Source organism: Afipia sp. GW821-FHT04G03 (genome assembly GCF_059419985.1).
On the sequence record NZ_JBWKSV010000001.1, the window covers coordinates 1,826,279 to 1,849,940 of the forward strand.

At 57.5% G+C, this 23,662-nt stretch carries 20 protein-coding genes and 3 pseudogenes; 9 read left to right on the forward strand and 14 right to left on the reverse strand.

Annotated features, from left to right (window positions below):
* Positions 1-287: 287 nt before the first annotated feature.
* On the forward strand, positions 288-986 hold the full coding sequence (locus tag AC07UB_RS08705; protein WP_492792369.1) for a winged helix-turn-helix transcriptional regulator: 699 nt from the start codon (positions 288-290) through the stop codon (positions 984-986).
* A 121-nt stretch (positions 987-1,107) separates the two neighbouring features.
* On the opposite strand, the gene AC07UB_RS08710 is transcribed toward AC07UB_RS08705, so the two are convergent.
* The 3 genes from AC07UB_RS08710 to AC07UB_RS08720 all read right to left on the reverse strand — a co-directional run bounded on the left by AC07UB_RS08710 (position 1,108) and on the right by AC07UB_RS08720 (position 3,842).
* The gene (locus AC07UB_RS08710) at positions 1,108-1,935 is read right to left on the reverse strand and encodes an outer membrane protein (RefSeq protein WP_492792368.1); all 828 of its coding nucleotides are present in this window, start codon (positions 1,933-1,935) and stop codon (positions 1,108-1,110) included.
* Positions 1,936-2,294: 359 nt separating this feature from the next.
* Positions 2,295-2,684 carry a hypothetical protein gene (locus tag AC07UB_RS08715; protein ID WP_492792367.1) on the reverse strand — a complete coding sequence of 130 codons (390 nt, stop codon included), beginning with the start codon at positions 2,682-2,684 and terminating at the stop codon, positions 2,295-2,297.
* 240 nt (positions 2,685-2,924) lie between these two features.
* Positions 2,925-3,842, reverse strand: a complete 918-nt coding sequence (locus AC07UB_RS08720; protein WP_492792366.1) for a hypothetical protein — start codon at positions 3,840-3,842, stop codon at positions 2,925-2,927.
* Between the two features lie 159 nt (positions 3,843-4,001).
* Between AC07UB_RS08720 and AC07UB_RS08725 the strand changes: the two genes are divergently transcribed.
* Together AC07UB_RS08725 and AC07UB_RS08730 are read left to right on the forward strand one after the other, a co-directional pair.
* Positions 4,002-4,322, forward strand: coding sequence for a hypothetical protein (locus AC07UB_RS08725; RefSeq protein ID WP_492792364.1), 321 nt, complete (start codon positions 4,002-4,004; stop codon positions 4,320-4,322).
* Between the two features lie 123 nt (positions 4,323-4,445).
* On the forward strand, positions 4,446-5,129 hold the full coding sequence (locus tag AC07UB_RS08730; protein ID WP_492792363.1) for an outer membrane protein: 684 nt from the start codon (positions 4,446-4,448) through the stop codon (positions 5,127-5,129).
* A 531-nt stretch (positions 5,130-5,660) separates the two neighbouring features.
* Here the strand turns inward: AC07UB_RS08730 and AC07UB_RS08735 are convergent.
* Positions 5,661-6,926 (reverse strand): helix-turn-helix transcriptional regulator, encoded by a 1,266-nt coding sequence (locus AC07UB_RS08735; RefSeq protein WP_492792362.1) that lies wholly within the window; start codon positions 6,924-6,926, stop codon positions 5,661-5,663.
* Positions 6,927-7,016: 90 nt separating this feature from the next.
* Positions 7,017-7,535 (reverse strand): SRPBCC family protein, encoded by a 519-nt coding sequence (locus AC07UB_RS08740; RefSeq protein WP_492792361.1) that lies wholly within the window; start codon positions 7,533-7,535, stop codon positions 7,017-7,019.
* Between the two features lie 225 nt (positions 7,536-7,760).
* On the opposite strand from AC07UB_RS08740, the gene AC07UB_RS08745 reads away from it, so the two are divergent.
* Positions 7,761-8,459: a winged helix-turn-helix transcriptional regulator gene (locus AC07UB_RS08745; RefSeq protein WP_492792360.1), complete on the forward strand. Its 699-nt coding sequence runs from the start codon at positions 7,761-7,763 to the stop codon at positions 8,457-8,459.
* 169 nt (positions 8,460-8,628) lie between these two features.
* A pseudogene (locus AC07UB_RS08750) lies at positions 8,629-9,050 on the forward strand (GFA family protein).
* Positions 9,051-9,178: 128 nt separating this feature from the next.
* Here AC07UB_RS08750 and AC07UB_RS08755 read toward each other — a convergent pair.
* Positions 9,179-9,505 carry a DUF1330 domain-containing protein gene (locus AC07UB_RS08755; protein ID WP_492792359.1) on the reverse strand — a complete coding sequence of 109 codons (327 nt, stop codon included), beginning with the start codon at positions 9,503-9,505 and terminating at the stop codon, positions 9,179-9,181.
* Between the two features lie 771 nt (positions 9,506-10,276).
* Here AC07UB_RS08755 and AC07UB_RS08760 point away from each other — a divergent pair.
* From AC07UB_RS08760 to AC07UB_RS08770, 3 genes and pseudogenes are all read left to right on the forward strand, one after another.
* Entirely contained in the window at positions 10,277-10,798 is a 522-nt protein-coding gene (locus AC07UB_RS08760) for a PaaI family thioesterase (RefSeq protein WP_492792358.1), read from the forward strand.
* Positions 10,799-10,811: 13 nt separating this feature from the next.
* Positions 10,812-11,753, forward strand: coding sequence for an alpha/beta fold hydrolase (locus AC07UB_RS08765; RefSeq protein WP_492792357.1), 942 nt, complete (start codon positions 10,812-10,814; stop codon positions 11,751-11,753).
* Positions 11,754-11,918: 165 nt separating this feature from the next.
* Positions 11,919-12,083: pseudogene (locus AC07UB_RS08770) on the forward strand (transposase domain-containing protein); the annotation flags it as partial.
* Between the two features lie 309 nt (positions 12,084-12,392).
* Here the strand turns inward: AC07UB_RS08770 and AC07UB_RS08775 are convergent.
* The 4 genes from AC07UB_RS08775 to mddA form a co-directional block, all read right to left on the reverse strand.
* Positions 12,393-13,523, reverse strand: a complete 1,131-nt coding sequence (locus tag AC07UB_RS08775; RefSeq protein WP_492792356.1) for a helix-turn-helix transcriptional regulator — start codon at positions 13,521-13,523, stop codon at positions 12,393-12,395.
* Positions 13,524-13,675: 152 nt separating this feature from the next.
* Positions 13,676-14,440, reverse strand: coding sequence for a hypothetical protein (locus AC07UB_RS08780; protein WP_492792355.1), 765 nt, complete (start codon positions 14,438-14,440; stop codon positions 13,676-13,678).
* Positions 14,437-15,450 carry an NADPH:quinone oxidoreductase family protein gene (locus tag AC07UB_RS08785; RefSeq protein ID WP_492792354.1) on the reverse strand — a complete coding sequence of 338 codons (1,014 nt, stop codon included), beginning with the start codon at positions 15,448-15,450 and terminating at the stop codon, positions 14,437-14,439. The genes AC07UB_RS08780 and AC07UB_RS08785 overlap by 4 nt, the downstream gene beginning before the upstream one ends.
* A complete protein-coding gene (gene mddA / locus AC07UB_RS08790) occupies positions 15,447-16,202 on the reverse strand; it encodes a methanethiol S-methyltransferase (protein ID WP_492792353.1) in 756 nt (251 codons plus the stop codon). The genes AC07UB_RS08785 and mddA overlap by 4 nt, the downstream gene beginning before the upstream one ends.
* A gap of 145 nt (positions 16,203-16,347) precedes the next feature.
* Here mddA and AC07UB_RS08795 point away from each other — a divergent pair, with 145 nt between their 5' ends.
* Positions 16,348-17,916: a bifunctional AfsR/SARP family transcriptional regulator/alpha/beta hydrolase gene (locus tag AC07UB_RS08795; protein ID WP_492792352.1), complete on the forward strand. Its 1,569-nt coding sequence runs from the start codon at positions 16,348-16,350 to the stop codon at positions 17,914-17,916.
* Between the two features lie 430 nt (positions 17,917-18,346).
* On the opposite strand, the pseudogene AC07UB_RS08800 reads toward AC07UB_RS08795, so the two are convergent.
* The 4 genes and pseudogenes from AC07UB_RS08800 to AC07UB_RS08815 all read right to left on the reverse strand — a co-directional run.
* Positions 18,347-18,526 (reverse strand): annotated as a pseudogene (locus tag AC07UB_RS08800) (SDR family oxidoreductase); the annotation flags it as partial.
* Positions 18,526-19,866: an HlyD family type I secretion periplasmic adaptor subunit gene (locus AC07UB_RS08805; protein WP_492792351.1), complete on the reverse strand. Its 1,341-nt coding sequence runs from the start codon at positions 19,864-19,866 to the stop codon at positions 18,526-18,528. The pseudogene AC07UB_RS08800 and the gene AC07UB_RS08805, both read right to left, overlap by 1 nt.
* 38 nt (positions 19,867-19,904) lie before the next feature.
* Positions 19,905-21,893 carry a calcium-binding protein gene (locus AC07UB_RS08810; protein WP_494651336.1) on the reverse strand — a complete coding sequence of 663 codons (1,989 nt, stop codon included), beginning with the start codon at positions 21,891-21,893 and terminating at the stop codon, positions 19,905-19,907.
* Positions 21,890-23,635: a type I secretion system permease/ATPase gene (locus tag AC07UB_RS08815; protein ID WP_492792349.1), complete on the reverse strand. Its 1,746-nt coding sequence runs from the start codon at positions 23,633-23,635 to the stop codon at positions 21,890-21,892. The genes AC07UB_RS08810 and AC07UB_RS08815 overlap by 4 nt, the downstream gene beginning before the upstream one ends.
* Positions 23,636-23,662: the final 27 nt, after the last annotated feature.

A 23,662-nucleotide genomic window follows, 5' to 3' on the forward strand; every position in this document is an offset into this window, starting at 1 on the left:
GTGCGCGCGCTCAGTCTTGAAGATTTGGCATAGTGAGAAGATTTGTGAATCGTCGAATTCACTGTTTTGTCGAGCCAAGCATTTTCGCCCTCTCGACAACTTGAGCCGCGAACGGCGGATTGTAGTGCAGTGCATCATTCCCTCAACGGACTTCGTTTCGGTCAAAAGGCGTTGTCGCCGATCGCGACCCCGACCAAGTCCGCGTCTCGCGCCATTGGTTCTGGAATCGTCAGACCGATAGAGGATGAGAAGCGCGACGCCATAATATCAATTCGTTGGAGAAAATTATGACCATAGGCAGCTACAGGCAATTCTGTCCGGTCGCGATGGCCGCGGAGATACTATGCACGCGCTGGACCGTGGTTCTGCTCCGCGAACTCGTTGCTGGTTCGACGCGCTTTAACGAGTTGCGTCGAGGCGTTCCACGAATGTCGCCGGCTCTGCTCTCGCAGCGCCTGAAAGACCTTGAAGTAGCCGGCATCGTCGCCCGCACAGCGTCGGCCTCGGATTCCGGCATCTTCGAATATCATCTGACGGCGTCTGGCCGCGAACTCGGACCCATTGTGGAGGCGTTCGGAATTTGGGGGCAGCGCCAGATCGAAGCTGATTTGTCGCTCCAGCATCTCGACGTCCAACTCCTGATGTGGGACATGCGGCGCAATCTGAATACAACGCCGATGCCGTCGCGACGTAGCGTGATACAGTTCGTCTATCCGGAACTCACCGCCACGCAGCGCTCCTGGTGGCTGCTCGTCGATCCCGATGACAGCGTCGATCTCTGTTCAATTGATCCCGGATTCGATGTCGATCTCTATGTGTCCGTCGATCTGCGGACCATGACAGCGATCTGGATGGGACTCGACACAGTGCGCGCCGCCATTGCGAGTGGACGGCTGATACTGACCGGAAACCGACAACTCGCCTCAGCCATGCAAGCTTGGCTCGGCCTCAGTCCTTTTGCGAAGGAACGGAAGCTCGCGAGTTGAACCGCATACAGAGAAGGGCAACAGCCAAAACTGGTGAGCTGCAGGAATCCGCGCAAAATAAAAAAACCGCCCGGCGCAGGGCCGGGCTTGAGTTTTGTCCGAAGAGGATTTTCGGACCTTGTCAGTACTTGTAGCTGACGCCTGCCCGCACGATGTCGTAGCGAAGTTCGCGCAACCATGACACGCCGCAGGGGCCGCCAAAGAAGCAATTATCTGAAGGCAGGTTAAGTGTGTTCGACAGGCTGCCAAGGTCGACGTGCAGGTATTCCGCCCGGCCTATCCAGTTTTGCCCGAGCATCCATTCGACGCCGGCGCCGGCGACCCAGCCTGTCTTGAGCGTCGATGAATTGGCCACCGTCGCAATCGGCTCGCTACTGGCGCCGCAACCATCAAGACAGCTCACGCCGAGCGAGGTCCGAACGTCGGCGAAAGCGACGCCGCCGGTGCCATAGACCATGATCCGGTCGACCGTCCAGCCAAAGCGCGCGCGCACGGTGGCGATCGATCGCGTGTCGCCGTTGACGGTTGCAAAACCAAATCCGTTATCGCTACAAGCTTCACTGTCGACAGAGGTTTGGCGGCAAAACGAGGATCGCGAAGCGGTCCACTGCCAATCGCCCTCGACGCCGACCACCCAGCTTGGGGCGAACTGCCAGTTATATCCGGCGTGGAGGCCGCCGATGACCGAATCGCCGCTCGTCGACAACCGCTGAAAATTGTTCTCGTCGCCATTCTGGAAAAAATTCGAGGTGCCGTTGCTATGCTGGAACGCCCCGCCGATATCGCCGCCGACATAGAATCCCGACCAATTGTAGCTCGGGACAATCATCGGCGCCTTGGTATAAGTTGGCGCAGGAACATCGCCTGCAAGCGCCGCAACAGAACTGACAGCAATGAGCGCCGTCGCGAGCGCGGCAGCAAGACGAGTGTTTGTGACCGAGGTGGTCACGTTCTTTCCTTTGGTTGCTGCGACGCGGCCCTGACTTCGCTCTGCCAATCGACGCTCAAGTACGGCAGGCGCGAGACTCGACATGCGCGAACCTAGGTGCGGCCTCGATCTGAGACCTAGACATTGGCGACAATGAATTGGACCGAGGCGACATCGCGACATGTTATCGGCGGCTGATGCAGATTTGCTACATGCGGCCGAGTGAGACGTTAGCAATCCGAGAGAAGCAGGTATGTCGGCGGACGACGTGTTCCTGCCTCTGTGACTTCACTTCCGGCAATAAAAACGACGATGCGCGAAAATTTCTGATTTGGTTGCCGGCACGGCATCGCTGCGCGCGACGCCGTTCCGGCTGGAAGCTATCGGCCCATCAAGATAGGCGGCACCACGCCGCGTTCGATAAGCGGAGGACTTTCATAGCGACTGTGCTTGTGCCTGTGATTGTGATCACGAAGCCTTCCCTCATGCCCTCTATATTTGTGATCTGAACCGGGCTTCCCGCCGATACGCCCATCGCCGCGCCCGGGGCCAATCGGAGGTAACGGCTTGTCGATGGGTTTCTCAACAAGCCTGCTGTTGACCCTGCCCGCAACCTTGCCAGTGAGCGAATGGATGCTGGAATAATCGCTTCCAACGCGCTTACCGCCGGCCATGGCAAGTGCGCCGTCCACAGTCGCCGCCAGAGTAACTGCGGCTGCGATCATCGGAAGAATACGGATCGTGACCGTAACGTATGTCGGTATCTTCATCGACTATCCTCGTGTTGTACGCAGGCCCAGTGCGGCTGCGGAATTTTTTTGACTTCGTTCGGAAACGAGCCTCGGCGGGACCATAGCGTTTGCTGAATATTGTGCGTCCTGCGATCAGAGGATGCGGCCCAAAAATAGCGGGACGCTGTTCTCATCGTGATGAGCTTCAACGCGGGCGTCGGAAAAATCCGGCGCCCGCGTTTTCGTGCCACGATCTGTTTCGACCCGCCATTGTTTGACTTAATGTTTCTTGCGGTCGTTGTTGTCTTTCGCTGACGAGCCTGAGCTGGACCCACTCGTTGTCCTGGGCGTTTGGCTAACAGTAACGCCTCCCGTGCCCGCCGACGCAGAACCTGCCGACTGGCGATGATCGCGGACCGCCGATTGTGTTCCGTTGCTTGGCGATGGAGTCATATTGACGGTTCTGGGCGCGCTAGCCGGCGGCGGACTGCCGGGCTTCGGCGCAGAAACGTCATTACGATGATCGTGGACGACAGGTGCAGCGTTGCCCAGCGCATCGAGATTGCGATGACCGGTCGGTTGAGGAACAGGCTTTCCCGCTGCTATGGCTTTCTCTCGTACGACCTTATCGCGCGCTAGGTTATATTCATTCTTCGCCGTTGCGGGGTTGGCGTACGCAGCATTTACGCCAGCGGCCTTGAGTTGCCGGGCCAGCTCAGGATCCCAGACGTTATAGCTGGCTCCATTCGGCGCCAGGATCTTCTGTCCATTCTCAATCGGAACACCCTGTTTGACGGTATAAGAACTGGTGCCTCGCCCATCCGTAACAACGACGGTGGTGTACTGGCCATTCCAACCTCTGTTTGGGTCGTTGGCGATCGCCTTACCTTTGCCATCGTCCATACCCTTGCCATCGCCTCTCGGACCACCTGATGGCGTCCCCTCAGGCCGACGGTTATTCACCATTGTACATTCGCCCGATGCCGAGCAATTACGAGATACGCCCTCGTCAGTTAGCACGCAACTGTATGCGCCTGAATTCTCAACGGTGAACATACCGTCCAATTTCGTGCAGGCTCTCTTGGCGCCAGCAGCACCTACGCTCTTCGGCTTTGCAGACGCAACGTCCGTCAAAAGACCGAAATTGATAAGCGAGAGCGCTGCTGTCAGACATACCGCTTTAGGAAACTTGAGCATATCATCTCCGAATGAGTTTTCCGCGACGTTTGCGGACGAGTGTTAAGCTGCCAAAATCGCATGAGCTGCACGGCACGATAACGAACGGCGTTTCCCGCCGCGTCCTCCGATCGCATGACGCGGCAGCGGCAAGTTTACCGACATGATCCCACGCAGCTCATGAGCCGTCCTGTCAACCAGACACGTGACGAGCCGATAAAGCAGGAAGCAAACGTGATGAAGAACTACAGGAAGACGACTTCACTCATTGCGACACTCGCGGCGGGGTTTGTCCTGCTTGTTGCAGCCGACGGAGCGTTCGCGCGTGCCAACACCGGATCCCGCCCCATCAGCACGAGCGCCAGCAAACCTTTAGGCACAAATGCCGGTGCCGGCGGTAAAGGGGTTGGCGGCGAAGCCAACACAAATATCGGCGGCAGTTCCAGTGGAATGATCCCGCCACCGCCCCCGCGCCGCCATCACGGCCCTCCTCGCGGTTAGCATGCGGCAGAGAAAACCGGCTGGGGCGAATTGGATCTCGTGATGTGAGCCTCGCTCCGAGGGTCGCATCACATCTGAACGTTCGCCGCTCGCGGCGCGTTATGTAAGTTTCAGGAAATCTCAATGAATCGAATCTGGAATGGACTGGCTTTAGCTGCAACGCTTTCAGCGCCTGCTATGGCGACCGATATTGCGCAGCCCGTCTACAAGAAGGCACTGACCATCGATCCTGTTTACAACTGGTCGGGCTTCTACGTCGGTGCCCATGTCGGCTATGACTGGGGACGCGCCCGCGTCCTCGACAATGGCGTGTTAACGGAAAACGCCGTGCCGATGAACGGTGCCGTCGGCGGTCTGCTTGCTGGCGTCAACTGGCAGACCGGCGCTTTCGTTTATGGTCTGGAAGCCGATTTCGGAATGACTAACTTGCGCGGTGTAGGTGTCATCATCCCGCCAGCGCCGGTCGTGCAGCTCTCCAATCACTACAAGGTTGACTGGACCGGGACCGTTCGCGGTCGAATGAGTTATGCTATCATCCCGACTACGCTGGTGTACGTCGCGGGCGGCCCTGCCTTCGCAAACTTTGAATTCCGCGATGGCGATACATCGAACGCGGTTTCCCACCTACTCACAGGCTGGACCATTGGCGGCGGCATTGATCATGCATTGACGTTGAATCTGGTTGGCCGTCTCGAATACCTCTATACGGATTACGGCAACAGGAATCTTACGGTTACGCCAGGCGACATCTACAATGTTGGCTTCAAAACCCAAACACTTCGTGGAGCGATGATTTGGAAGTTCTAATCCTCCGAGCTGCCCCGGGTTCGCGGGCGAGCGGAGCTATCCTTCCAACCGAATGCAGCGTTGTCCTTCGATCGAAGGACGCGCGCCTCTTCAGCTGAAGCTATTTGAAAAACGGGTGTGGGAGAAAATCATCAAACGGAGAGTAACTGACCCATGACAAAGACCAGAAATCTTCTGATTGCATGCGCGATCGCTGTTGGAGCAGCATCCGGCAGCATCAGTTCTATATCGGCGACCGCCGCCCCCAAACTCGATTCCGTCGTATCTCAGTCCGCTATTATGCTGGCCTCGAACGTCGTCCGGCGTCCCGGCGATGCAGGCATCAAGCATCCAGGCAGCAATATTGTACGGCCGGTTATCCACGACAGTGCCAGTCGGACAGTGAATCGTCTTCCCGGCCGATCTATCGGCCTTGGGAAACCCCGCAAGATGCAGTGCCTCAACTACGGCGGTGCAAACAGGTGTAGGCCTGCCTAATAGCGAGTTCAGGAATATTTCGAGGACCCGCCGGCAAAGGGTCGGCGTGTCCTCTCAATCGGCCAACGGCGTGGAAAATCCGGCGACAAGCTTGACCAGATCGGCCTGTCGCCCGGCACCTGTTTTTTCGAACACGCGACTGACATGGGTCTTGATCGTAGTCTCCGCAACACCGAGAGCCACCGCGACCTCGGGAACACCGCCGACCTCAACGACCGCAAGCAGCACGCGCAACTCAGTCGGCGTCAACTTGTAGGTACGTCCAATAACTTCCGGAGCCGACGGCATTTCCAGCGTCGCCTTGCGAACGAACAACGCAGCGACTGCCGTATAGGCAACGCCAGCGCGCTGACGTTCGCCCGAGGTCAGCGGCAGGAGGTGAGCGACGTAACGTTCGCCGTTGTGCGCAGACAGCGGCAGCGCGATACCCTTGATACCGAGCGCCGTGTCGCCTTGGCCCGCGATGGCGAAGATCTCGCGCAAGGTTTTGTTGACCTGCGTATCACTTGCGACGAGTTGGCCTTTCGTCGAACGCAGCACGCCGCCGTCGTCCAGAAGGGCACGTCCAGCAATATTGGCGTGAACGATGTGCCCTCTTCCGTCGACGAGAAACATGCCAGCGCTGAGGCCATTGAATGTTTCAGTAAATGTCGCCGCTTCTGCTCGCTTCAGATCGATAACCTTGCCGATCAGCGCAGCACGGCGCACATGAGGAATGACAAGCGACATGCGCCGGCGCATCTCGTCGTCCACCATGCCACCCGTCTTGCTCCGGACAACGCTGAGAAACGCACAGCTTGTCGCAGATTTCTCGAGCACAGCGCTGGCAACGTCGATCCAACCCTGAGGCTCGGCCCACTCCCGATAGAAGCGTCCTTGCAAATGTTCTTCGTAAGGCACGAGGTCCGGAAGGCTTACAACTTGTCCGACGCCGAACATCGCCACTGCTGCCAGAGGATCGAACTTCGAATACGTTTCCGAATAACTCTGCATATACTCGGGGTCGAGGCCAAACTGATAGTGAGCCTCAACAAAGGCACTTGCAGAATCTTTCAAGGCAAGCCCTGCCGCCTGGCCACCGACAAATTCCGCTATTTCTTCGAGAACGACGGTCCACATCGCAGGATCAAGCGAAGCATCGTAGATGTCTCCGATCAGACGGGACGCTTTCTGATACTCGGACATGCGCTGATTGACCACTTGGAGCTGGTCGACCCGGCCGACCGCCCGATGTTCGTCGACCTTTTGAACGCTTTTTACCAACGTACTTCTCCTACCAGAACGAGTCCACAACACTTGCGCGATCGAAAGCGGCTGCATGGGATATCTCGCCGGCCGGGACCGACCTTGGAGGTCAAGCCCGACCGGCAGAGATGGATGGGAATATCGAAGCGAAAGAAACCGACCCGCTTACTTCGCGAGTTTGGCTTTGATCTCGGCCAGACCGGCCTCGTAGACGCCGTTCAACGCCTCGCTGGCGGCCTTTTCCTTGCCCTGATCCGGTGTGTAGGAGCCGCTCCAGCTAATGGTGGAAGAGCCGTCTCCCTTGGCCGTAACCTTGATCGTCGATGTGTAGTTCGTAACTGGCAACGGGCTCGAGATGAACGCGTAAGAATAGCTATGCTCCGCATCATTTCGTGCGGTTTGCGTTTCCACAAACGCCGCGTTGCCGTCCTTGGTCACGAGCGTCCGGGTCGGCGGCGCCTTGCCGTCCTCAATGCAGACCCCCACGGGCGGCAGCCAGTTTTTGATCGAGCAGAACGGGCCAATCAATGACCACACTGCCGAGGGCGCTGCTTTCACATCGACGCTGCGCGACAGATTTGCGGCGGAGGCCGGCGATGCATGAACACTCAAGAGGACCAGCGCGCAAAAAGCCGCGGAGGGCGAGAACGCTGTGATGTATCTCTCAACCATAAAATTCTTCATTGATAGTCCTGACTGTTGGAGTTGCGGAGGCGTGGCTTGGCCCGCATCAGCGGCGACCGTCCACCACGGGCACTCTTACAGCGAGCCTCATGCTCGCCATGTCGGCCAACATTGTCCGCCTCCCACGCGCAGCGCCAGTTCAGGAACTGAATCGAGACCGATACAGGAAATGAACCAGTAAGCAGCACCGCCGGCTAAAAACGCCCCTGACCATTTGGAGAGAACATGACCATAGGCAGTTACAGACAATTTTGTCCGGTCGCGATGGCCGCAGAGATCCTATGCACGCGCTGGACTGTCGTTCTACTCCGCGAACTGATCGCGGGTTCAACGCGTTTCAATGAATTGCGGCGCGGTGTTCCACGGATGTCCCCGGCCCTGCTCTCGCAACGTCTCAAGGATCTTGAGGTAGCCGGCATCATTTCCCGCACAGCGTCAGCGACGGATCCCGGCATCTTCGAGTACCATTTGACCTCATCCGGAAAAGAACTTGGACCTATCATCGAAGCATTTGGTGTCTGGGGTCAGCGCCGGATCGAAGCCGATGTGTCGCTTCAGCATCTCGATGTTCAACTTTTGATGTGGGATATGCGGAGAAATCTGAATACCAAGCCGATGCCAAAACATCGCAGCGTGGTGCAATTCGTATACCCGGAACTGTCCGCGACCCAATGCTCCTGGTGGCTGATCGTCGATCCCGACGAAGGCGTCGATCTTTGTTCGGTCAACCCGGAATTCGATGTCGATCTTTATGTGTCTGTCGGTCTGCGAACCATGACAGCCATCTGGATGGGGCTTGATACGGTGCGCTCCGCTGTTGGGAGCGCGCGTATGATACTGACCGGAGACCGGCAGCTCGCCTCGGCCATGCAAACCTGGCTCGGTCTCAGTCCATTTGCAAAGGAACGGAAGCTGGCGAGTTGAACGCTAGGAGGTCTTCGAACGCAGCTAGTGGCCGGTAAAGCCGACCGTCGACAACGATCTGTATCATGCATCCGGTTGGCGACGACGGAGAGGTTCAGTTCCTGAACTGGAATTGAATCCAAAGACTCTGATATTCGACGCGACTTGATCAACTTCGAAAAGAAGACACATGAGTCACGTTGGAGGCTGCTTTTGCGGCGCTGTTAAACTTGAGGTCACCGGTTCGCCGGAGGCTATGGGATACTGTCATTGCAGTTCCTGTCGTTCGTGGTCAGGCGGGCCTGTTAACGCCTTCAGCTTGTGGAAGCCGGATGCAGTGCGGTGAAATCAGGAGCCGAGCATGTCGCGACATTTCAGAAGACTCCGCTCAGCGAGCGTCAGTATTGCAAGAAGTGCGGCGGGCACCTCATGACCAATCATCCACCATTGGGACTCGTTGACGTATTCGCCGCGTCGCTTCCAACCCTTCCGTTTGCCCCCGGCGTTCACGTCAATTACGCCGAAACGGTGCTGCCCATGAAAGACGGACTGCCAAAGCTCAAAGACTTTCCGGCAGAATTGGGAGGGTCTGGCGAGGTGGTCGTTGAATAAGTGTGTGCTGCGGCACGTTGACGGGATCATTGATCGGGTTGCGAAGGTCCGATTCATCGCCGGAGATTCTGGCCTCTCGCGTCGGCTGGGGACATTTGGCGTCCCCAGCACGACGTAATTGCGAGTGACTATGCCTTCGGCAAGTAGGGAATGGTGCCAGCCAGATCGCTATTGTCGATGAGCTGGAATCGGCTTTCGCTACCGGCCTGTCGCGCGGTTACGTGCGCAGCGTAAGCCGGGTCGTTTACGAATGCCTTCGCTGCTGCGGCGGAGGGAAACTGCATAATCGCGATCAGCGACGTATCGAGCGGCCTTCCTTCAAGGGTCGTTACATTGCCGCTCCGGGCGAGATACTTGCCACCATGCTTGTGAACGAAGTCGTGAACCACAGCCGCATACGCAGGCACCCACGCACCGTCCGTCACCTTAATGTCCGCGATCAAAAAAGCTGTCATCGTTTTCTCCATGTCATCTCACGCACGGAACATCCGAGCGCGCGACGGAGATAGAATGGTTATTAGTGCAAACTCCAGTTCACAAAGTGAACTGCTGCAATATGATTTCTGTACCAGATCGAAATTCACCCTCATTGCTGGAGATCGCAGTTCGACGATACTGCGATGATATTTGACCGGCCGCCACGGAGCGGTCCGAACGACGATAAAATATCCATAAAACATGTGCTGCCGCGCGGTCGGTATGGCCCGGCCGTTTCGCCGAGGCACTCGCTTACTTTTTCATCCGGCTCGTTTGTAGATCGGAGGTTTTCTTATCGCGGGACCGTGCGACGCGGCCCATAACAGTGGGAAGCGACGTCCTTGCCTTCGGCGGAAGACAGAAAAACGTTATCTAATAGCGGGATTCAATGAATGAAAAAAATCGCCACTGTCCTTCTAGTGGAGGATGTAATCCTCGCTCCACAAGTCTAGCTGAGATGCCGTAGCCCGTTTTTGTGACCGGCAACCATTTCGGCAATCAATTGCTGCGCACCTCAGAGCTTGTACAAACCGCTCAGAACACCGGCGGAGTGCGTGATTGGAGCTAGCACGTCCGGGCCAAACTCGCCGCTAGGTAACACTGCCTGCCCGAGAAGCGACCCAACTTACGAGCCGAAATGAGTGCCTGGAAATGAATGGAAGTCGTGGCGACCTGTTCCGGATAAATCTGTCCGCCTCATACCGGTCTCTGTTTTTACGAAACGTAGACAATGGTTGCGGGTGACGAGAATGACGAATGAACCTCTAGAAAGAATGCTGACGGTGACATGGAACAATCCTCGGCCGGACGTTGCGCTGATGCATCGCCTGAGCGGCTTGGAGTATCTCTGTTCAATGTTTCCACCTCCACCGGGGATTGAAAAAGGAGCACCCATCGGTCGCCTTCTTCAAATCTATCCAACAGAGTTCAAGTTAGGATTTGCAGCCTTTGAGGCCATTCCAGCCGAGCAGCATTACAATCTGATGGGATCGGTTCACGGTGGTTTTGCCGCTACTTTGCTGGACTCTGCAATAGGTTGCGCGGTCCACAGCGGGCTAGAAGCAGGCCGGTCGTATACAACCCTAGATCTGCGAGTGAGCTACGTGAAAGCCATTCGAATAGGTTCGGGACCGCTACGTTGCGAAGCCAGAACTCTCAGTATCGGCGCGCGGATCGCCACGGCGGAAGGACGGGTCACGGATCGCGATGGCCGTTTATGTGCGCACGGCTCAGCCACATGCCTTGTGTTCGATCTGCCGCCGAAGCAATAGAAGGAAACATCGAATGATCGACCTGTCAAAGACGCTCCCGGATCTGTCTCACGAATTTGCCGAAATCAACGGGGAGCGTATTCACTATGTCAAAGCTGGAAAAGGACCGCTGATGCTGTTCCAGCACGGGTTCCCGCAGTGTTGGTACACTTTCAGGCATCAGCTCGCGGAGTTCGCCAAAACCCACACTGTCGTCGCGCCCGATCTGCGAGGCTACAATCTGTCTTCCAAGCCGACAAAACGTTGGGAATACGGCACTTGGGTCAGCGTCGAAGATACTCGAGCGCTCGTCCATTATCTCGGCTTCAAAACATTCATTCACGTCGGCCATGATACCGGCGGCATTATCGGCTATTCTATGGCGCTGCATTATCCAGCCTTACTTGATCGCCTCATCATATTGTGCACCGCACATCCGGCGACGTTAGACCGGGATCTGCACGACGACCAAGAGCAGATCAGGGCGAGCCAGTACCTACTCCTTACGCGGCGTCTCGATAGCGCTGGATTGCTGGCTGGCAACGACTTCGAGCGACTCAAGAACATCACGGCACTTCCGTTTTTTAGTGATGTTGACCGCCAGGTTTATCTCGAAGCATGGCGTCAACCCGGCGCGGCTGAGGGCATCGTGGGATGGTATCAGCGCGAGGGGGTGGGTCCGAAGGACGAAATTGGAACGCCGGCGCGCGGTAATACCTGTCCAGAAGTCTCCCCGCAGATTATTTCTGTGCCAAGCCTCGTCGTCCATACTAACGACGACGCCTATGTCAGGCCGCACGCCTTCAGCGGTATGGAGGCCTATATGCCGAACGCCACGATCATCAATGTGCCCGGTAGCCACTGGATTTGCGATGAGCAACCTCAGCTTGTCAACCGGATGATCCGGGCGTTCCTTGACGGCAGAGCCTTTAAATCTTCCGCGAGGGCGCGCGATTCTACCCTCCCGACTGCCTGAGCGAGTCATCGAGAGGGGCGGCGTAGGCCCGCTTCTCTCGTCCCGTCGGCACGTTCGTCATCGGCAAAGAAGATACGTGTGCCCCATCTGGTGGTCTTGTGACGCATTGATGGGTGTCGCTATCACGGCCAATCAGATCTTTTGGCAGCAGTACGATGGAAAACTGCGCGAGGCTGGGCGACCGTCTGCTCGCTCACCACAACCGCCAAACTCAACAACGTCGAACCCTTTGCCTATCTCAAAGACATCCTAGAACGCATGTCTGGCGGGCACCCGATGAGCCGCATCCACGAACTCTTGCCATGGAATTGGCGTCCAGACGACACTTAAAACTAACGCTATATGTAAGAGTTAAACGCTTACGCGAGGCGTAGCTTCACAATAATCGCTTGAAGAACTAACGATTTCGATAACAGACGGTGCGGCGAAATATGAGTGCGCACCGTGAATGCCGAGAACGCGCAGCGCCCACAACAGCGGAGTCTTTGCATACCGATCGTCGATCCTATGGATCTTGTTCGCGGACGCGTGAATACTCAATCGTGCCGACAACACTGGTGTATGTCGAAGGCGGCGCCAGTCTGATAGCGAGAATGGGATTATCTAGAGGACGCGCCGATAAATAATCGGCGTGTCCTGTCAATCCGCCAGCGGCGTCGAAAATCCGGCGACAAGCTTGACCAGATCGGCCTGTCGCCCGGCACCTGTTTTTTCGAACAGGCGGCTGACATGAGTCTTGATCGTCGTCTCCGCAACACCGAGAGCCATCGCGACCTCGGGCACACCGCCGACCTCGACCACCGCGAGCAGCACGCGCAGCTCGGTCGGCGTCAACTTGAAAGTGCGCCCAATCACTTCAGGCGCGGACGGCGTTTCCAACGTCGCCTTGCGGACAAATAATGCCGCAACCGCCGTATAGGCAACGCCGGCGCGCTGACGAGCACCCGAGGTCAGAGGCAACAGATGAGCGACATAACGTTCTCCATCATGGGTGGAAAGCGGAAGCGAAATGCCCTTGATACCGAGTGCGGCATCGCCCTGGTTCGCGATAGCAAAGATCTCGCGCAATGTTTTGTTGATCTGCGCATCGCTCGCGACGAGTTGGCCTTTCGTCGAACGCAGCACGCTACCGTCGTCCAGAAGAGCGTGTCCCGCGACATTGGCATGAACGATGTGCCCTCTTCCATCGACCAGAAACATGCCAGCGCTGAGGCCATTGAAGGTTTCGGCGAATGTCGCCGCTTCTGCATACTTCAGATCGATCACCTTGCCTATCAGCGCAGCACGGCGCACGTGAGGAATGACAAGCGACATGCGCCGGCGCATCTCGTCGTCGACCATGCCACCCGCCTTGTTCCGGACAACGCTGAGAAACGTGCAACTTGTCGGAGACTTCTCGAGCACAGCGCTGGCGACATCGATCCAGCCCTGGGGCTCGGCCCACTCCCGATAGAAACGTCCCTGACAATACTCTTCGTAAGGTACGAGGTCTGGAAGACTTACAACTTGTCCGACGCCGAAGAGCGTTACTGCTGCAAGAGGATCGAACTTCGAATACGTGTCCGAATAACTCCGCATATACTCCGCATCCAGGCCAAAGTGATAGCGGGCCTCAACGAAGGCGCTTGCGGTATCTTTCAAAGCAAGCCCCGCGGCCTGACCGCCGACAAATTCCGCTATTTCTTCGAGAACGACGGTCCACATCGCAGGATCGAGCGAAGCGTCGTAGATGTCTCCGATCAGACGGGATGCTTTCTGATACTGCATCATACGGTCATTGACTACGCCAAGTCGGCCAGCCCGACCCGCCGTCCGTGGTCGGGCGCTCTTTTGAACAGCTTCTGTCAAAGTACTTCCCTCGTCGGAGCGAGTCCACCGCAGCTAGACATCGGTCAGTTCTTGATGGATGTGGTTACGGCGTCTCAGCGCAAGTCGTGGCCAAGTTGCACTTGGCGGTCGACTGCAATCCAAGTCGCTCGAGCCATGGCCAACAATGTTCCGGCTTCACCATAGACAGCAGCCTCAGCAACGCGTTTGCGGCCGTCGCGGCCGGCCTCCCATGCAGTGATGACGCAGCGTTCTCCTGGACGCGGACGCGTCTCTATCCGTGCGGACATTCGGCCCAATAGAATCGGCGTTCGGTCGAAGCAGCCGCTCTCCCGATCGTATGAGGAAGCATAACCCGTGGGACAATCGAGCGCCGACCAGAGAAACTCAGGCGCGACGAAGCCGTCCTCCGCCACCAGTGTCGGATCCGGTGTCCAGGTCGCCGCAAGCACAGCCGAATCATTCCGGGAATCGCGCACGAGCGGTCCGGCAAAAATGCGCAGGCCATCTCCCTGCGCCCTCGCAGGACCACACACGAAACACGTCGGCAGCGGATGCTCGTGTGGCTTGACCAGTGTCAGCAATTCGGCTGCACTTGCCTCGTCGAAGCTTGCCGTCTCCAGGCGCGTAAGGTCAATACTCGCCGATCGTCCAGTGGCGACGATTGTGGCGCCATCGCTAAGCTCCCATAGCCCGTCGTCTTTCGCGACGACATCGAGCTGCTTATCCAGGGGCGGAGGTGCGCGGAGCGTCACCTCCGCACCCCCGGGAATGTGCCGCGCCAGCTGACCGCAGACGTACCCGCCGTTCCCGGAGTTCGGAGGACCGCAGTAGCGCTTGTCGATGATAATCGATGTCATCGATCCCTTCCTCGCTTGCCGCCGCCACCGCACTCAACTGTCTTAAGGACGATTCTTCCCTGAACCGTCCGATTAGCAACAGCGCGCATCGCTTCCTTGACCTGTTCCAGGGGAAGGACGCGATCGATGTGGGGGCGAATTTTCCCCTCGACCAACAATTGCGCCAGGGTGTCGTTCAGGCGCGCGGCTTGCTCGGGAAATTTCTCTGCCCATGCGCCAACAAAGACACCAACAATGGAATAGTTCTTCAAAAGCAAGAGGTTCATGGGCACCGAAGGGATCTGGCCGCTCGTGAAACCGACCGGCATCAGCCGTCCGCCCCACTTCATCAGCCGCGCCATTTGCTCGAAAATCGCTCCGCCAACATTGTCGAAGCAGACGTCGACGCCTTCTCCACGGGTTATCGACTTGATCCGCTCGCGCAGGTCTTCGCTACGATAATTGATGACATCGCAGGCACCGTAACGGCGCACCAAAGCCATCTTGTCGTCGGAGCCTACACCGGCGATGACCCGCAGGCCCAAGTGGACCGCGAGGTCGACAGCGGCAAGACCGACCCCGCCTGCAGCCCCAGTAATAAACACTGTTTCACCGTGTTGGGCTCGTGCACCCTCTTTCAGTGCGTAATAGGCCGTGCCGTAGTTGTGCCAGACCGTGGCCGCCGTTTCGAACGCGACACCTGCCGGCAACAGCACACTCTTCGATTCCTTGGCGACCATCCGCTCGGCATAGCCGCCTGTCCAGCTTCCGCACGCCACACGATCACCCGGCTGAAATTTCGTAACCTTGTCGCCAACCGCGACGACGACGCCGGCCGCTTCCGCGCCGGGCACGAATGGTGTCGGTGGACGCATCTGATAAAGGCCCGAGACAATCAGATGGTCCATGAAACTCACGGAGGCCGCGTGTACGTTGATCAGAATCTCGTCACCGGCGGGCTTCGGTTCTTCGATATCGCCGATCCACAGGTCCTCCGGACCCGTAAACGTGTTGCATAGAACTGCTCTCATTGTGATGCTCCTTCTTGGTTGCGACCGAAAATGCGCGGCAGCAGCATGGGGACGCGCTGGCGATACTGCTGGTAAGTCGTGCCGAACTGAGCGACTAAATCCCGCTCCTCGAACTGCACCCCGACCAGGATGTAGATCGTGATCGTGACCGCGAACAACAAATGGCCTGCGGTCATTTCGGGCGTAGCCCAGAATGCGAGCAGAAAGCCCAACATAAGCGGGTGCCGCACGATTTTGTAGAACAAAGGAATTTTGAACTCCTGACCCGGGTCGTTGGCTCCACGCAGCGAGAAGTATGCTTGACGCAGGCCGAACAGGTCGAAATGATCAATCAGGTAGGTCGAGGTCAGCGCAAGTAGCCAGCCGAACCAGTAGACACCGGTCAGCAACGAGCCTGCGATTCCATCGAACTTCCAGATGAGTGTCGGAATCGGTTGCCACTGCCAGAATAGCAGCAGAAGGATCAGGCTGGAGAGCAGCACGTAGGTGCTACGCTGCAAGGCCACGGGAAGGTTTTTAGCCCACCACTGTTTGAAGACCGGGCGCGCCATAATGGTGTGCTGGATTGCAAAAATTCCGAGCAGCAACAGATTTACGGCGATAGCCTCGGTCAATTGAGCAGGGCCGCCGCTGACGTCGATCGACTTTGGTACGAAGGTGTTGCTGAAGAATCCCAGCCCGTAAAGGAACGAAACAAGGAAGACGCCATAGCTCACAATGGCGTACAATAGGATCAGGAGACGTGCGAACATGAATGTTTTTCCAATTGTGCTGCCGGCGGCAGCAGGGCCGAAGACAAAAGCCTGAACCGTTCGACAGCGAGCGGGCTTGATCAGGCATAACTTTTATCGCTGGACCGTCCCCTGCGCGTCCCCCGATAGGACAAGGGAAGATTTCATGACTGGGTTCTCGCTTCAGACGCTTGGATTCCCGGAAATCCATGGCGACAACCGCCCGATCAAGCTCAACCTGCGCAAGGGTCTTGCACTGCTGATCTATCTCGCGGAGGCCCAAGGCGCCGTTGCACGGGATGTCATTGCCACGCTGCTGTGGCCCGAAAGCCCGGGCGAAACCGCCCGCGCGCGGTTACGGCGCATGCTTCATCGCATCGAGCTTACGCTCGGCCAGCACGTTTTCGAGACCGACCGCACCAGCGTGCGGTGGTCTCCAGCGGTCGAGCTGACGGTCGACTCCCATCTGTTCGAAAGCGCCTGCGACCGAAGCGCTTTCGACGAAGCCTGCCTGTACTATCGGGGTGACTTCCTCGCAGGCTTCTCTCTACCCGACTGTCCTGAGTTCGACGATTGGGTGTTCTTTCGCCGCGAGGCACTCAGGGGGCGGCTTATGCATGGGCTGGAACGCCTCGTGCAAGACAAAAATGCCGCAGGCGAGCATTTTGCTGCCGCAGCTCACGCGGGACGCCTTGTCGAGCTCGACCCGCTGAGCGAGGTGTATTGTCGACATTTGATCCGCAGCCTCCTGCTTGCCGGCGATCGAAGTTCGGCAGAACGGCACCACGGCGCACTGACACAGCGGCTGCGTGACGAGCTTAGGGTCGCGCCCGAAGCCGCGACCGAAGCGCTCATGGATCCCACCACGCCGCCGTTGGTCCATGACGCTCCGACAACACTCTATGTAAAGGGCGCCGGCGTGCATCTGGCGTATCAGACATACGGAAGCGGCAAGCTTGATATCCTGATTATGCCTGGCTTCGTGTCACATGTGGAACGCCTTTGGGAGCATCCCTCGTGCCGAGCATTTCTGATTTCATTGATGGCGTTTGGACGACTCATCATCTTCGATCGTCGCGGCATCGGGCTATCGGACCGGGTCGGATCGGCCCCGAGTATCGAAGTCACCGCCGAGGATATCGGCACTGTGCTGCGGGCGGTGCACACGCGCCGCGTCGTTCTGTTTGGCGCGTCAGAATGTGGGCCAGCATGCATCAAGTTTGCGGTCGATGAATCCCGTCTCGTGGCTGGCCTTATTCTGTTCGGCTCATTAGCCAAGGGCTCTTGGGCGCCAGACTACCCGCACGCTTTGCGGACAAGCCAACATGAAGCCTGGCGCCAGCAACTCGTCGCGGACTGGGGTGGCCCTGCCGGAATCGAAACCTTCGGGCCGAGTCTTTCTCGTGACCCTCAAGCGAGGGCGTGGTGGGCTGGACTGCTGCGCGCGGCCTCTAGTCCCGGCGGCATTTGGGCGGTGCTCACGGCGTTGCGCGATACCGACGTGAGACACCTCCTGCCACGAATCTCTGTGCCGACGCTGGTGCTGCACCGCCAAAACGACCGCGCCGTGCGTATTGGGGCAGGCCGGGATATGGCCAGCCAAATCACTGGCGCTCAATTCGTTGAACTCGACGGCGATGATCATTGGTTCTTTGCGGGTGCTCAGCAACCAGTGCTTGAGGCAATCAGACAATTCATTGGCGGGCTGCCCCGCAACAAAAGGCCGAAGCGGTAAGGCTAGATCAGCACGTTGGCAATCCGGCAAAAATCTCACCTCGGGGGATGCTCAGCACCGTCCCGCCGACCGCGAAGCTGCCTTGCTTCTGGACTGTCAGCGGTTGCGGCTTTCCCTTTTGATCAGCTATTGCGCTGTTGGCGGTCAATATAACCGCAGCAACAAACACCAACACCCCGTACCGCGAATTCAAAGCACCCATCCCTTTCTCGATCTTTCCGAAAGGATACGCGCGTCGGCATTCATTAGATGGTGAAATCGAGATATGCCTTTAAGTTGAACTTAGTAATCCAAATGAACATGAAAGCGATCATGTGTGCGCCTCATCGGACTAATCGAAACTCCCTTATCGACTATTCCATAATCCTGCGACATGGATGGCGAAGAGCCGGTTCAGGCCAGATCCGACTGATCGCGAATACTTTTCGGGCTAACGAAGTGTCAGGCCATCATCCACAGGAATCGTCTGTCCAAATGACGTAAGAAGTGAGCGGAGAGGCAAGGAACAGCGCGACACCCGCAATTTCAGTAGTCTTTCCCAGGCGGCCGAGTGGAATCTGTGCTTACCACGCTCGCCCCGCTTCGGATTGCTCGTCGTCACTTTGGTCATCAGCGCTCGCGGAAGGCGCGATTCATTTGATCGGTGAATGGCTTGGTAAGATACGATACAGCGGTCCGCTCTTGGGTCGAGATAAATACTTCGGCCGGCATGCCCGGAACGAGTCTGACCGTACTCAGTTGCGACAGCGCTTCGTCGCTCAACTGCACGTAAGCGATGTAATGCTCTTGCCCTGTCGTGGGATCACGTGCCGATGCAGGCGACACCATGACGACCTTGGCCTTCATCTCAGGCGTCGTGTTCCGGTTGAAAGCCGATAGCCGGACGCGAGCTCGCTGACCTTCCCTCACCTGGTCGATATCTACCGGCGAGATTCTGACCTCGAACTTTAGCTCAGCGCTTTCCGGGACGATTGTCGCAATTCTTGCCGCCGGTGTGATGACCCCACCCACAGTATGGACGAACAACTCGTTGACGTATCCAGAAACCGGCGCCCGTATTTCCGTACGCGACAAGCGGTCCTCAATAGCAAGTTTTCGTTCGTTCAGTTCGGCGATGCGTGCATCCACGGTACGGAGATCACGCTGAGCTTCGGTACTCGCATTCTGATCAATTGCGATGATCTGCAGTTTGATTTCACTGGTGCGCACCTTCGCGCGCGCAATGTTTGCTTCGATTTCGCCGCGCTCACCCAGTATTCGCGCCCAATCTCTGTGAGCTGTGTACACGCGCGCGTACTCGACAATTTTCTTTTCAAACAGGACCGTGAGCTTATCGCGCTCCTCGCCGACAAGCCTGATTTCTTCCAGCTTGGCGGCAAGTCGTGACTCCATGCCTTTGATTTCTTCACCGGTCTGGCCAATGCTCAGCGTGAGCTGCTCTTTCTGACTATCTCTGCCGAGCTTGTTACCCGCAAACAGGCGCCGCTCACCTTGAATGGCTGCGTCCGCCGTGCTCGCCAGACCCGCGAGTTCCTTTGAGAACGTGATTGAGGACAAATTGTCCCGTTCCGCAATCAGCCGGGCTTGACGCCCGAGTGCTTCTGCAAGTTGCGACCGCACGATCAGCAGTTCTGCCCTGACCTGAACATCGTCGAGAGTGGCCAACACCTGCCCTCCCTTGACAAGATCTCCTTGCCGGATTGCCAACGTTTTGATGATACCACCATCCCTATGTTGGACCTCCTTGAGGTTCTGGTCGACTTTGACGACGCCTGTCGAAATGACTGCGCCTTCAAGACGCGCCAAGGCTGCCCATCCGCCACACCCGATGACCAACACAAGGACGAGGCCCAAACCAATTGCAACGCGGGACCAGAGCGAGAAAACATCCTGTTCTCGCGATGAGCCGCCGCCGGCACCTGGAGCCTTTTTAATGGCATTCTGACTCATCGCTCACTCCTCATTCCAAGACAACGCGCGAACACCCCTTACGAGATCCCGACAACAACGCTGAGGTTGTGATGTCCGTACAGTTCAATTGAGAAGAACTCCTCCGAATCCGGCCTGTCACGGACCTCCACGAAAGTTCGTTCATCATCATCGACTTTCTCGAAACGAAGGCGGATCGGAAGATTTTGACCGTCGCGATCTGACAGATAGATGTCTTCGAACAGATCTTCGATGGCCTCAGAGACATCGTCGCCTTCGCGATAACGGATTTCGTAGCTTGCCGCGATGATTCGGTCGCCGACCGTAAAGTCGGTGATCTTGCGAACAACATCGGACTGATGATCGTCGGCTGACCTTTCAAATTCGAAAGTGTCGTCACCATCGCCCCCGGCAAGGATCGCGGACGTCGAGCCGACGATGATATGATCGTCGCCCTGACCGCCAATGATCCTTTCGAACCCGGCAATCAGATCCATGCCGATTTCACGACCCTCGGCACTTCCTCGACCTAGATCGATGGTGATGCTCATGGTGGCCGTCGAATAGTCGAGCGTATCTTCGCCGGCGTCGCCTGAGTAAGTATCAGCCACAGCGTCAATGGCAGCGACGACGTAGTCATCGCCATCGTCGCCATGCACATCGTCCTTGCCCAGGCCATCCGATATGACATCGTTGCCGTGTCCGCCGGAAGCAGTGTCGTCGCCGGCGCCGGCGAACAAGATGTCCGCACCTATACCGCCGTGAAGACTGTCGTTACCCTCGCCGCCATCAAGCGTGTCGTTGCCGGCATCGCCTTCAACGATATCGTTTCCAATTCCGGCGAGTATGATGTCGTTTCCCTCGCCACCTGAAATGCGATCATCGCCGGCTTCTCCATGAATCGTGTCGTCGCCCTGCTCGCCAAACAGGTGATCATGACCGTCGCCTCCGAAGATCACATCATTTCCGGTTCCGCCGAATACAATGTCGTTACCCGCCCCCGCATAGACGATATCCTTGCCTGCGCCGGCTACGATATGATCATCGCCGTCACCGCCAAAAATCAGATCGTCACCACCTCTGGCCTCGATGTTGTCATGGCCGCTTCGGCCGTCGATGGTATCGTCGCACTGGGTGCCGAGCAGATTGTCGTCGCCATCGGTCCCGACAATCGGCGGCGCTTCGATGACCCTGAGATATGCGGTCTGCTGAATGACTTCTGCGCCGTCCGTAATATAGTAAATGAACGTGACGTCACCGAGCATTCCCTTCGCTGGCGTGAACATCCAGCCGCCGCCTTCTGCCGGGGTGAGCGTACCCGACGACGCAGACAAATTTCCAAGCGTCAGCCGGTCGCCATCCGGGTCTGCCGTCCCCTGCAATAAGGCGAGCAGCGATATCAGATACGCATGGCAACCGACCACATCCGGAAGCTGAACCGGTCCGCTGCTCCGCGGTGCGCGATTGCGCGCGCTCTCAGGATCGGACGGATTTTTAGGCCCCCCATCGGATGAGCCCCCGCCTCCCCCTCCCGGCCGCGGAGGCGAACTGGGTTCGTTGAGCCCGGCAAGGCGAGAGTGATTGTCATTGACGGGGCGACCCGGATCGCTACCAGAACCAAAGTCTGATCGGGAAATCGGTTGACGCTTCATTGCACTGAAATCGAGCGCAGGTGAGTCGCTGGCCAGGAAGCTGCCAACGTCCTTTGCAGGAAGCTCAAGCGGAACCACGTTGTCCGAAGACCGCTTGGCACGGCTAGTCCCGCCCGTCACGTCGCCCTCGGCATTTGCATCGGTCTCAACGACCACGTCTTCGCGGGCAGAGCTTCCCTTATCTTCATCTTCCGGATGCCGACGGCCCTGCTCCGCTGAAGCGCTACCTGGCGATTCCAGTCGAACGGGGAGAAAGCTTTTCAGGTACGCCGCACAGCCGGTCAGAAACAGCAGAAAGGAGAGCGGAATGATATTCGTTTTTCGCTCCTCCTGTTCATAGTCTTCACGAGAGGGTTGCTTTTGAACGGAGTCTTGTCTTGCTTTGATCTTGATCATGCTGGCCGCCGTATCTTAAGTCCGTCAGCAGCAGGCTTGGCGGACGATTGCAAACCGGGTGTCATGATGTCTTGCTTGTTGCCGAATGCCCCCAGTCGGCCATTCTGAATGATCCCTACAAGATCGACGGCGGTTAGTGCGCTGGGGCGGTGTGCGATGACAATCGCAATCCCACCTCGAGCTTTGATACCCTCAATAGCTTCCGTCAGCGCATTCTCGCCTTCTCCATCCAGATTTGAGTTGGGCTCGTCCATGATGACAATGAAGGGATCGCCATAGAGCGCGCGCGCCAAGGCAACACGTTGCCTCTGGCCGGCGGACAACGACGTTCCGTTCGGTCCAAGCTGCGTGCGGTATCCCTCCGGCATTTTCAAGATCATGTCGTGAACGCGAGCCGCTTTGGCAGCCGCGATGACTTTGTTGAAGTCGGGCTGGGGTTCGAAGCGGCAAATGTTTTCCTCGATAGTCGCATCCATCAAGCTCACATCCTGAGGCAAGTAGCCGATGTGCTGCCCGATATCGTCCTCTCGCCACTGCGCGAGGTCCGCGCCGTCGAGCCGTACGCTGCCGCGCAAGACAGGCCAGAATCCTGTCAGCGCCCGGACCATCGTGGTCTTTCCGCCGGCACTCGGCCCGATGATTCCCAGGGCCTGGCCGGGCTGAAGCTCGAAACTGATGTCGCTCAGTACAACTTGCCCTGAGCCCGGGACGGCGACAGTGATCCTGTCGATGCTGAGACCTCTGTGGGGCGCTGGAAGTTGCATCGGCTCTTCAGCAGCCGCCAGCGCAATGACGGTTTCCCGCAACCGGTTATAGGCCATGCGCGCTGCCACGAACGCTTTCCAGTTGCCGATGGCGAGATCCACGGGCGCGAGCGCGCGTCCCGAAGCAACCGAGCATGCGATAATCGCCCCCGCCGTCATCTCGTTCTTGATGGTGAGATAGGCGCCGAGGCCCAACAGCGCCGACTGCAGCAGCATGCGCGACACGCGCGAAATCGCGGCGAACGTTCCGCTGATATCATTGGCCTTCGTCTGCAACTCAAGATGTTCGCCATTGGCTTCGTTGAAGCGATTCACAGCGCGATCCGAAAAACCCATCGCCTTGAGCACTTCAGCGTTGCGCGCATTCGAATCGGCGATCGTGTTGCGTACGATTGCCGCCTTCCGGGTCGATAAATTTAGTTGCTTGGTGCGGATCTCGCTGATGACCGTGAGAACGGCAAGGAAGACTGCACCGGCGAATGTCAGGGCTCCCAGCAGCGGGTGAAGGAAATAGATAAAGGCGATATAGAGCGGTATCCATGGCAGGTCGAACAACGCTGCCGGGCCTTGGCTGCCCAGGAAGCCCCGCACCGTGTCCACATCACGGCCGCGTTCCAGCGCTTCCGAAGTCGAAAAGCCGAAACGCGGCATATCGATTGCGACGCGGTGTGCCATAGGCGCGATTTTGTTGTCGAGCCGTGCACCGACGCGCACCAGAACCTGCGACCTGATGATGTCAAAGCAGCCTTGAAAGACGTAAAGGCCGATCGCCAGCGTCGATAGAGCGATAAGCGTCGGCACGCTGCCGCTGGTCAGCGCACGATCATAAATCTGCATCATGTAGAGAGATCCGGTCAGCGCCAGGATGTTGATCACTCCCGAGACCAGAAACAGAAATACAACGATCCCGCGAAATCCTCGCGTGAGCTCCGCGAGATTTTTTCGTTTTGCCGGGGTCAATTCTTTGGATTTCGCCATGGAACGCACTCAAACTGAGGAACTATG

Excerpts from the sequence above, each read along its gene's own strand:
- AC07UB_RS08705 (WP_492792369.1), top strand. The coding sequence starts at position 288 with ATGACCATAGGCAGCTACAGGCAATTCTGTCCGGTCGCGATGGCCGCG.
- AC07UB_RS08715 (WP_492792367.1), bottom strand. The coding sequence starts at position 2,684 with ATGAAGATACCGACATACGTTACGGTCACGATCCGTATTCTTCCGATG.
- AC07UB_RS08720 (WP_492792366.1), bottom strand. The coding sequence starts at position 3,842 with ATGCTCAAGTTTCCTAAAGCGGTATGTCTGACAGCAGCGCTCTCGCTT.
- AC07UB_RS08725 (WP_492792364.1), top strand. The coding sequence starts at position 4,002 with ATGAGCCGTCCTGTCAACCAGACACGTGACGAGCCGATAAAGCAGGAA.
- AC07UB_RS08730 (WP_492792363.1), top strand. The coding sequence starts at position 4,446 with ATGAATCGAATCTGGAATGGACTGGCTTTAGCTGCAACGCTTTCAGCG.
- AC07UB_RS08735 (WP_492792362.1), bottom strand. The coding sequence starts at position 6,926 with ATGCAGCCGCTTTCGATCGCGCAAGTGTTGTGGACTCGTTCTGGTAGG.
- AC07UB_RS08740 (WP_492792361.1), bottom strand. The coding sequence starts at position 7,535 with ATGAAGAATTTTATGGTTGAGAGATACATCACAGCGTTCTCGCCCTCC.
- AC07UB_RS08745 (WP_492792360.1), top strand. The coding sequence starts at position 7,761 with ATGACCATAGGCAGTTACAGACAATTTTGTCCGGTCGCGATGGCCGCA.
- AC07UB_RS08755 (WP_492792359.1), bottom strand. The coding sequence starts at position 9,505 with ATGACAGCTTTTTTGATCGCGGACATTAAGGTGACGGACGGTGCGTGG.
- AC07UB_RS08760 (WP_492792358.1), top strand. The coding sequence starts at position 10,277 with ATGACGAATGAACCTCTAGAAAGAATGCTGACGGTGACATGGAACAAT.
- AC07UB_RS08765 (WP_492792357.1), top strand. The coding sequence starts at position 10,812 with ATGATCGACCTGTCAAAGACGCTCCCGGATCTGTCTCACGAATTTGCC.
- AC07UB_RS08775 (WP_492792356.1), bottom strand. The coding sequence starts at position 13,523 with ATGATGCAGTATCAGAAAGCATCCCGTCTGATCGGAGACATCTACGAC.
- AC07UB_RS08780 (WP_492792355.1), bottom strand. The coding sequence starts at position 14,440 with ATGACATCGATTATCATCGACAAGCGCTACTGCGGTCCTCCGAACTCC.
- AC07UB_RS08785 (WP_492792354.1), bottom strand. The coding sequence starts at position 15,450 with ATGAGAGCAGTTCTATGCAACACGTTTACGGGTCCGGAGGACCTGTGG.
- mddA (WP_492792353.1), bottom strand. The coding sequence starts at position 16,202 with ATGTTCGCACGTCTCCTGATCCTATTGTACGCCATTGTGAGCTATGGC.
- AC07UB_RS08795 (WP_492792352.1), top strand. The coding sequence starts at position 16,348 with ATGACTGGGTTCTCGCTTCAGACGCTTGGATTCCCGGAAATCCATGGC.
- AC07UB_RS08805 (WP_492792351.1), bottom strand. The coding sequence starts at position 19,866 with ATGAGTCAGAATGCCATTAAAAAGGCTCCAGGTGCCGGCGGCGGCTCA.
- AC07UB_RS08810 (WP_494651336.1), bottom strand. The coding sequence starts at position 21,893 with ATGATCAAGATCAAAGCAAGACAAGACTCCGTTCAAAAGCAACCCTCT.
- AC07UB_RS08815 (WP_492792349.1), bottom strand. The coding sequence starts at position 23,635 with ATGGCGAAATCCAAAGAATTGACCCCGGCAAAACGAAAAAATCTCGCG.